Annotated in this window: 1 protein-coding gene; it reads left to right on the forward strand. The window is 46.2% G+C overall.

Annotated features, from left to right (window positions below; genetic code table 11):
* Positions 1-3 precede the first annotated feature (3 nt).
* A partial coding sequence (locus B5Z18_RS31310) for a non-ribosomal peptide synthetase (RefSeq protein WP_143313761.1) occupies positions 4-10,467 on the forward strand: 10,464 nt, incomplete at its 3' end.

The raw sequence follows: 10,467 nt of genomic DNA on the forward strand, positions 1-10,467 counted from the left end.
CCCTTGAAAAAGAAGCTTGAGAAATCAAATGTGCAGGAGATCAGCGAGCTTAGTATGGTCCAGAAAGGCATGTTGTATCATTATTTGAAGGAAGCAGATTATAATCTTTACAATGTCCAGATATCCTTTGCGGTATCGGGACCGCTCGATATGAACATCCTGAGACGGGCATTCTCCCTGGTACAGTCGGAGAATGATGTATTGAGATCTGTGTTCAGATGGGAGGAAATAAAGGCTCCTATACAGGTAATTCTGAAGTCCTGTGATCTCGACATTAAGTATTACGACTACTCAAAAGAGAGCCCTGAGACAGCTGCCGGTATAATCATGCGGGAACTGTTGAACGATCAGCAGAAGAAATTTGATCTGACAGCATTACCCCTGCGGGTTAGTGTATTTCAGAAAGCAGCGGAGGATTTCATCATTGTCATCACACATCATCATATTTTATACGATGGATGGAGTACGGCAATAGTGATAAAAGATTTGCTCCGGTATTATAATAGCCTTAATAAAGGGGTTACGCCTGAACAAACTGATAAACCTGCCTTTGGCGCTGTTTATGCGGATAGCTGGCAACGGGTGGATCACGAGGCGTCGGAAAATTACTGGAAGAACTACCTGGAGGGATATGAAATTGGACACCCTTTGTCGGACGCTGCTAACCAGGGAGAACTGTCGCAGGATGTCAGCAAGCTGAGAATCAATAAAAACCTGGATGGCCTTGATGAATTTGTGAAAAAGAATAAAGTTACCAAAGCGGCAGTTATTTATACCGCTTATGGTCTGCTGCTGCAACAGTATGGTAATACAAATGATGTGGTGTTTGGAACGACCGTATCTAACAGGAACCCCTTTGTGCAGGGAAGCCAGGCGATAGTGGGAAATTTTATCAATTCTATTCCAATCAGGATTCATATTGATGAGCGGATAACGCTCGGAGAGCTGGTAAAAAGTGTGAATACGGGATTGATAGAGAGAAGTCAATTTCATCATTCATCTTTGCACGAAATTAACCAGGCAGTTGGCATCACCGCAAATGAGAGCCTGTTTCAGTCGAGTATCGGCTTTGAAAATTATCCGGTTGATCAGCATATTCTCGACAGCGTAGATGGATTAGATATCATGCTGCATGGCTATTATGAGAATACAAACCTGCCGCTGTCTATCCAGGTATTTACCGATGAGGCATTGGTGATCGACTTCAACTATAAGAGCAGTATTTTTTCAGCGGACTATATAGAGAGCTTTTCAAGCTACTTCATTCATCTTATCGGGGATGTGCTAACTTACCCGGATAGGCTTGTCAGTGAGGTATTGTTGTTGAACGCGGCTGAAAAGGATGTCATCCTGTATGCCTTTAACGATACAAAGTCCGGTATACCACCTTATCAGTCTGTTATTGAAATGTTTGAGCGGCAGGTGGCTGCTTACCCGGATAATATTGCGGTAGTTTTTGGAGAAACCAGGCTTTCCTATGCCGCATTAAATAAACAGGCCAATCAGGTGGCGGCCGCGGTACTAAATAGTCATCCGGGACTGGATATCATCGGTTTGCGGGTAGAACCCTCCGTTGAAATGATGATCGGCATGCTCGGGATATTAAAAACCGGGGCTGCCTTTTTGCCTGTCAACCCTGAAACATCCGTATCCAGGCTGAAGAAAATTTGTGAGGAAGCAGGCTGCCGGTTAATATTAACGCAGCAACAACTGTTGGTTGATGTTCCTGTTGGAATTGATCAGCTGACACTGGATCATCCGGACCTGGATAACAGTTCCCCGGAAAACCCGTTAGTGACCATTACGCCTGGTGATCTGCTGTATGTGATATATACTTCTGGAACCAGTGGCATACCTAAGGGCGTGATGATTTCAAATGAGAATGTGATTAATTATGCTACCTGGATCAACAAATTCGCAAAGATAAACCATACCGATAAAACCGCATTGGTAACATCATTTGCATTTGATCTGGGTTATACAGGAATATTTTCCTCCATATTGTCCGGTGCGGAATTGCATATATTGCCTGCGGAAGTTTACATGCAGCCCGCCTTTTTTCTACGGTACCTCCGGGAAAACCATATTACTTACCTGAAGCTGACGCCTTCCCTGTACGGCGCTGTAACAGATCATCCTGATTTTAAAACCGCAACCGGCTTAAGGCTGGTGATACTGGGCGGAGAAAAGATCAGGGTGCGGGCAATAGAACAAACATCCGTACTGCATCCATCCATAGAAATTATCAATCACTACGGACCAACTGAAACAACTATTGGCGCTGTAGCGAGATATGTTCGCCGCGATCAGCTGCTGGACTTTAAGAAAGCGCCCACTATTGGAAAACCAATCAGCAATGCCCGGTGCTATATATTGAATCAACACCTTATGCCTGTTCCTATCGGCATGAAAGGAGATTTGTATATCGCAGGAGCAGGCGTGGGCATTGGATATCTGGGGCAACAGGACTTAACTGATGAGCGGTTTATCGCAAATCCTTTTGAAAGCGGTGCCAGAATGTATATGACAGGAGATATTGCCCGGTGGCTGCCGGATGGGAATATTGAATTTTTAGGAAGAAAGGATCACCAGGTAAAAGTAAGAGGATACCGGATAGAGCTGTCAGAAATTGAAACGGCGATGCTGTCGCTTGATGGTGTGGACCAGGTATTGGTAAAGGCTGAAACGCAGGATGACGATACTGTTTTGGTTGCCTATTATCTCTCTGAAAGTCTGTTGAGTGAAGTGGCCATCAAAGATTTTCTTGCTGATGTGTTGCCGGACTATATGATTCCTGCGTTTATTGTTCATCTGACAGCATGGCCTTTAACTGCGAATGGCAAAATCAACATGAATGCCTTGCCTGTGCCGTCTGTAAATCAACTTGGATATACTGCTCCCACCACAGAAACAGAAGAAAAATTGATTGAGATCTGGTCTGATATTCTGAAGCGGAATAGGGAGGAGATTGGTATCGATCGTACGTTCACGGAGCTTGGCGGTCACTCCCTGCACATTATAGTGCTGGCGAGCAGGGTTTATAAGGTATTTCAGGTATCTGTTTCCATAAAAGACTTCTTCCAACACCAGACAGTAAGGAGCTTAGCGTTATTACTGGCACAGTCGGAAACCCGTAAGCATATAGATATTCAAAAGGCGCCAGTGCAGGAATATTATAAGCTTTCATCCGGGCAAAACCGCCTTTATTTCTTATATCAGTATGATAAGCATTCCATTGCTTACAACGGTGGTATTGTGATGATGCTGGAGGGGTCCCTTGACAAACCGAGGATTGAACAGTCATTAAAAGCACTCGTATCCCGTCATGAAATTTTACGGACCGGTTTTTTTGTAAGAGATGGAGAGCCGGTGCAGCGTGTGTTTCCGGATGTAGCGATGAATTGTGTATATTATAAAGCACGGTTTCCGGATGTGGAGGAGGTGGTAAGAGACTTCATTAAACCATTTGATCTTGAAAATCCACCATTGATCAGGGTGGGTATTATTGAGTTGTCAGAGAAGGAACATATCCTGATGGTAGATACCCATCATATTGTTAGTGACGGTGTTTCCCAGCAGGTGCTTTTTGATGAGTTTATGTCCTTGTATAACGGGGTGCACCTTCCCGAACTAAAACGTCAGTATAAAGATTTTGCAGTTTGGCAGGCCGGCGAAGTGCAACAGCGCCAGATGCGTACCCAGCGGGACTTCTGGTTGAAGGAGTTTTCAGAACCGCCTCAGCAGCTGGATTTGCCGGCAGATTTTCCAAGACCTGTAATTAACAGCTTTAACGGACATGCGGTTGATTTTTCTATCCCCGTCCGGGAAACACAGCAACTAAAATCAATAGCAGAAAAGGCCGGCGCTACCATGTATATGGCAGTAATGTCCGTCTTTAACATCTTTTTGTGCAAACTAACGGGGGAAGAGGATATTGTTATCGGAACAGGGGTAGCCGGGCGACAGCATGCAGACCTGGAAACGATGGTAGGTATGTTTGTTAATTCATTACCTATACGGAATCATCCTGCAGGCGGCAAATCTTTCAGCGGATTTTTGCTGGAAGTGAAAAACAAGATGTTGTCCTGCTTTGATCACCAGGACTATCCATATGAACAGTTAATTGATGATCTCAGTATTGAAAGAAAGACGAACCGCAATCCCTTGTTTGATGTGGCACTTTCTTACGAGAACTACAGAGAAAAGGAGCTGGTACTCCCTGGTCTGAAGATTTCTGTTTTTAAAACAGCACATGCTATCTCAAAATTCGATATTACCCTACGGGCATACGAGAAAGACAATCAGCTATTCTTAAGTTTTGAGTACGCGACAGATCTGTTTAAGGAAGCCACCATAAAAAGGTTTGTGCAATTTTTCACAAATGTAGTATCGGCGGTTACCTCCAATAGCAGCATCAGTATCGCTACGATCCAACTGATTAATCCTGTTGAGCAGCATCAGATCCTGCACGAATTCAACAGTATTGCATCTGCCGGCACACCGGCGGCTACCGTGCTGGAACGGTTTAAGCAACAGGCAGCACAGCATCCGGATGCCGTGGCCATCCGGGATGAAGTAGCTAACCCGATGGAGCTATGGCCTTCTACGGCAGAGTATTTTATTTATGACGACATGTTGTATCATGCGATGACGAACGATATAAGACGAAATGCATGGTATGAAAAGGAGATCAGAAGACATGTGAAAGGAAAGGTGGTGGTGGAAATAGGAACAGGCCCCAATGCTATATTGTCGAGGTTATGCATAGAAGCTGGTGCGGAAAAAGTGTATGCAATAGAAATACTGGAAGAAACCTATAATAAAGCAAAACAGTTTTTAAAGGATGCCGGATTGGATCAAAAAATTCACCTGATTCACGGGGATGCCATGCTGGTGAACTTACCCGAGAAAGCTGATATATGTTTATCGGAGTTGGTAGGCCCTATAGGGGGCTGCGAAGGCGCCGCCGTAGTGTTGAATAATGCCAGGCGTTTTCTGAAGGAAGACGGTATTATGATCCCCGGCAGAAATCTGACCAGGATTGCACCGGTTAGCTTACCCGGATATTTTATTGATACACCCGGTTTTTCTGATGTTTCTGCTCCTTATGTCCGTAAAACATTTGATTACATTGGCAGAACTGCAGATATAAGGCTTTGTTTGAAGAACTTTTCAAAGGAATATCTTTTATCCGGCGCTGAAACATTTGAGGACCTGGATTTTAACGAAGGAGCGGTAAAACCGGAAGATAGCCATGCTGTGAAATTTTATATCCGGAGGGAGGATACTATACAGGGATTCCTGGTATGGTTAACGATGCCGGGCGCAAATGGGGAAGTGCTGGATACACTTGAATATGAGTATTGCTGGCTGCCGGTATTCGTGCCTGTTTTTTACCCCGGGCTTCCGGTTGGCAAGGGCGATATGATTGAGATGGTGATTGACAGGCGGCTGAATGATAACGGAGTTAATCCCGACTTTAGCATCAAAGGTTGTCTGACCAGGACCTCCGGTGAGAAAATTGATTTTGATACTGACTTGCCTCATTTCCCGCAACGTTTCCGTAGTGAACCATTCTACCATAAAATCTTTAATGAAGAGGGCGCCGTTGCAACAACAGGCAACCGGAAGCTGTATGAAAGCATGACCTATAAACGGCTGGATGAGAGGTCTGATCAGGTAGCCGGGGTACTGATGGAGAAAGGGGTATCGCGTGGTGACATTGTAGGCATCCTGCAGGAATGCTCCGCTGCAACAATTGCCAATATACTGGGCGTGATGAAGGTCGCAGCCGTTTACCTGCCGCTGGATCCGCGTTGGCCGGCGGGGAGGATCTGGTCAATCCTGGAAGAGAGTAAACCGGGCTATTGCATTACTGACAGGCCATATCGTGACTTTCTATCCGGAGGCACAGGAGTTATAACAGGCCAGGAACGCCTGCCAGACAGCTTCCTGCCGGATTTTTTATTACAGGATGATTTGTTCATCGAAGGAGATCTGTTTTCTGGTACGCCTGGCCAGGAAGTGCAGGAAAGGGATAATGCTTATATTATTTATACATCCGGATCTACCGGCAGGCCGAAAGGCGTGCTCCTGGGGCATAAGGGCCTGTCTAACCTGGCAACTGTTTTTACAAACGTATTGGCACTCGCTCGCGAAACCAGGTTGCTACAGTTTTCGTCCCTGGGATTTGACGCGTCGGTTGCGGAAATTTTCCCGGTGCTATCTTCCGGAGCTACATTAGTCATCTTCAAAAGATCTGATACTTTTTCTACAGATGTTCTGTATTCAGTGCTGAAAGAACAGGCTATTAATGTTGTTACGCTTCCTCCTTCTGTTTTAAGGGTGCTGCCCGCTGAGGGCCTTCACCAGCTGAGGGCCATCGTTTCAGCAGGAGAGGCATGTGACAGGAAGATTGCATTGCAATGGACTCCTGGGCGGACTTTCCTGAATGCATACGGACCTACGGAATATACAGTTTGTACTTCCGTTCTTGCTATGAAAAATGAGGTGCCGGCGCAGATTACTATTGGAAAGCCGATAGCAAATACCAGGATATTGATACTTGGATTGAATAATGAATTGCAACCTGTTGGCGTACCGGGAGAACTTTGCATTTCCGGGTATGGACTGGCAAAGGGGTACCTGCATAATGAAAATCTCACGTCGCAGAAGTTTGTGCCAAATCCTTTTTATCCCGGTGAAATGATGTATAGAACAGGGGATTTTGGGATGTGGGATGCTGACGGTAATATCGAATTTCTGGGCAGAACAGATGACCAGGTAAAGTTGCGTGGCTTCAGAATAGAACTGGGTGAAATTGAAAACTGCCTGCTGGAACACGAAGAGATTCAGGGGGCAGCGGTGATCATCAGGGACGGGAACGGAACAAAATCACTGATTGCCTATTACGTATCAGCGTCATCCGTTCCCGTAGATTCGTTGCGTGCTTTCCTGCAACAGCACCTGCCGGATTACATGATTCCTGCCCTGTTTGTACAACTGGAATCTATGCCTTTGACTTCGAGCGGAAAGATCAACAGGCGTGGTTTACCTGATCCTGAAATATCTTCAGCCGGAGAGTTCGTGTCAGCTATTACACCGGAAGAAAAACTGTTATCAGAAATATGGTTAAGCGTACTGGGAATCACAAGGGTAAGTGTAACGGAGAACTTCTTTTCAATGGGAGGTGATTCTATCAAATCCATACAAATCATGTCCCGGCTTCGTTCGGCAGGATATGAAACAACGATCAGGGATATCTTCGACAGTCAGACCATCAGGGGATTATCGTTAAAGCTGAGACGTTTATCAACCACCTCTTCCCAAACAGCAGTAACGGGAGACGTTGGACTGACGCCCATCCAGCAATGGTTCTTCCAGAATCCATTTGAGCAACGGCATCATTTTAACCAGTCGGTAGTGCTTCACTTCCCCGGCAGGATCGGGACAAACCGTGTGCTTGACATATTCAGGAAGCTGACTGATCATCACGACGCTTTACGCATGGTGTTTGAAGAACAGGGAGGAACAATTGTTCAGCGTAATCTGGGTATTGGTGTGCCGGTGTCCCTGGAAGTAATTGAACTATATAAAAAAGACGACTGGCAGGCGGATTTCATATTACATTGTAATGTCCTTCAGTCAGGTATCAACCTGGCCACAGGCCCGCTGTTGAAGCTTGGATTGTTTTATACGCCGGACGGCAGCCGCCTGGTGGTGATTGTTCATCATCTGGTCATTGATGGTGTTTCCTGGCGGATCCTGTTCGAGGATATTGAAACGCTATATCGTCAAACCGCGCAGGGAGAAACACTATTGCTACCATTGAAGACGGATGCTTTTCAGCAATGGTCTGCTACTTTGTTGCGGTATGCAGAAAGTGATGCCTTCCGTTCGGCCAGTGCGTACTGGTCCCGGATCGATGAGCAGCCTGTCTTCCGGCTGCAGCGGGACCACCCTGTTGGGCCGGGGAGACGCACTTCCTTACGCCGTGAAGCCTTTACCTTAGACAGTAATACTACTGTAAAGTTACTTCAACATGCGCAGCATATGCAGGTGAATGATATGTTGTTAGCCGGTCTTTACCTGAGTATGCGCAGGCAGTATGCGATGCCGGTATTACGTGTTGACATGGAAGGACATGGCCGCTCAGATATTGGCGATATGGTCAATGTAAGCCGCACCATAGGCTGGTTTACGACTATTTACCCCGTAGTGCTAACAAGCGATAGCGATGACCTGGGCGTATTGATCCGCGATATCCGGCAAACGCTCAGTAGTGTTCCAAACGGAGGCATCGACTACCTGCTCATGCAACAGCGCAGTTCAGCCCCGGAAAGGCAGGACAAGTACGCCGGGATCAGCTTTAACTACCTGGGACAATTCGACAGCGACACGATGGGCAGATCTTATGGTATCTCTTCAGATCCGCACGGAGAAACCATCTCGCCGGAAGAAATACGGTTGTATGATTGGGACATCATCGCAATGATCAGCTCTGGTCAGTTGCAGGTACAGCTGAATTATAGCACGTCACAGTATCGTCCGGATACAATAGCCGCGTTCATGGATGTATACAGGGAGTGTTTGAGTGAAGTCATTGATTACTGCACTTCAGGACAGAAGGTGTTACTGAGCCCTTCTGATCTCACCTGGAAAAGCATCCCGGTAAGTTTGCTTGATGAGTTACAGGAACAACAGGAGGTGGAAGACATATACCCGCTGTCTCCTACACAGGAGGGACTTTTATTTCACGCTTTGCTGGATAAAGAGTCCGATCATTACTTTGAACAGATGCTTATCCATATGGATGGCGAACTGGATATTGCAGCGGTTGAATCGGCCATGAATGTGCTGGTAGCACGTTATGCTGTACTGCGGACGCGGTTTGTGCATGATCGTTACCATCGCCCGCTGCAAGTAGTATTAAAGAGTGGAAAAACCGACTTCCAATATCACGACGTTCGTGAAGAATGCCTGGAATCAGGCAGAAAGCAGGTGCTGGAAGCTTACCGGCATCTTGACAGGCGCCAACCCTTCCTGTTAGAGGAAGGCAGGTTAATGCGGCTGACAGTTCTCCAAACGGGGCACAGGGAGTATGAGCTTTTATGGAGTCATCACCACATACTGATGGATGGTTGGTGTATTGGTATTATCGTCAGGGATTTTAAAGAAGTTTATACCAGGATGTTGTCAGGTGAATCCATCTCAATGGGTATGGTAACGCCATATTCCCGGTATATAGAGTGGTTAGAGAGGAGAAACAAAAATGAATCGGCCGCCTATTGGAAGGAGTATCTCCGGGGATATACCCAACAGGCGGATTTGCCTGGGAAAGCGTTGCGTATTTCAGAGAGTTCATCCTATACTATCGTTACACATCAGGCGCCTATCAGTGCGGAGCTGACAAGATCCATTGAATCACTTTCCGCAAAAATGGGGGTAACCATTAATACCATATTTAAAGTAGCCTGGGGAATAATGCTCGGTCGCTATTGTAATTTGGACGATGTTGTATTTGGTACGGTCGTATCCGGCCGCCCCGGTGAAATTGCCGGCGTGGAATCTATGGTCGGTTTATTTATTAATACTGTGCCGGTACGAATCATACTGGATAATGCAGCGGTAGTGGAAGAACTACTAAAAGATACACAGCAGCAGGACCTGGTGGCGAATTTGCACCATTATTACCCGTTGTCAGAAATACAGGGCGCAAATGAATTGGGCAGCCGTTTGTTCACCCACATTATGGCCTTCGAGAATTACCCGCTTGATGAAGACGTAAAAAATATCAGTGATGGACTCAGCATCACAGCGGTAGAAACATACGAGAAAACGAACTATGACCTTTGGGTAACGATATATCCCGGCAAAGACATCCTGCTGAAAATCAGTTATAATAGTAACGCATATGCTGATGAGATGATCAGAAATATGTTGCACCATTTACAACAGGTACTTAGCCGGATGGTAGCTGCGCCTGCATTAACCCTATCCGGAATCGAGCTGCTTTCTGAATTGGAGAAAGCAGCACTGGTAGATAGCCTGGACTATACCAACAGCCACTATCCTGAAGATAAAACGATACTTGACCTGTTTGATGAACAGGTAACAAAATGGCCTGGGAATACAGCCGTACAATATGAAGGCGTCGCTATTACCTATGCACAGCTGGATGAACAGGCCGGTCAGGTGGCCGCGCAGCTAACGGCGCGTGGAGCGAAACCGGATGCCGTAGTAGGTCTTTTGATGGACCGTTCGATAGAGATGGTAGTAGGCATGCTGGGTATTCTGAAAGCCGGTGGCGCCTATTTGCCGGTTGATATTACCTATCCTGAAGAAAGGAGGAATTATCTGCTGGATAATAGTCAGACCCGGTTGGTGCTGACAACAAATGAATTTGCCGGCCTGGTAAAGCCTGGTATATCGGTGGTACTGATAGAAGACAGGGAGCCGTTCAACGGT

This window comes from Chitinophaga ginsengisegetis (genome assembly GCF_900168065.1).
Taxonomy (GTDB): Bacteria; Bacteroidota; Bacteroidia; order Chitinophagales; family Chitinophagaceae; genus Chitinophaga; species Chitinophaga ginsengisegetis.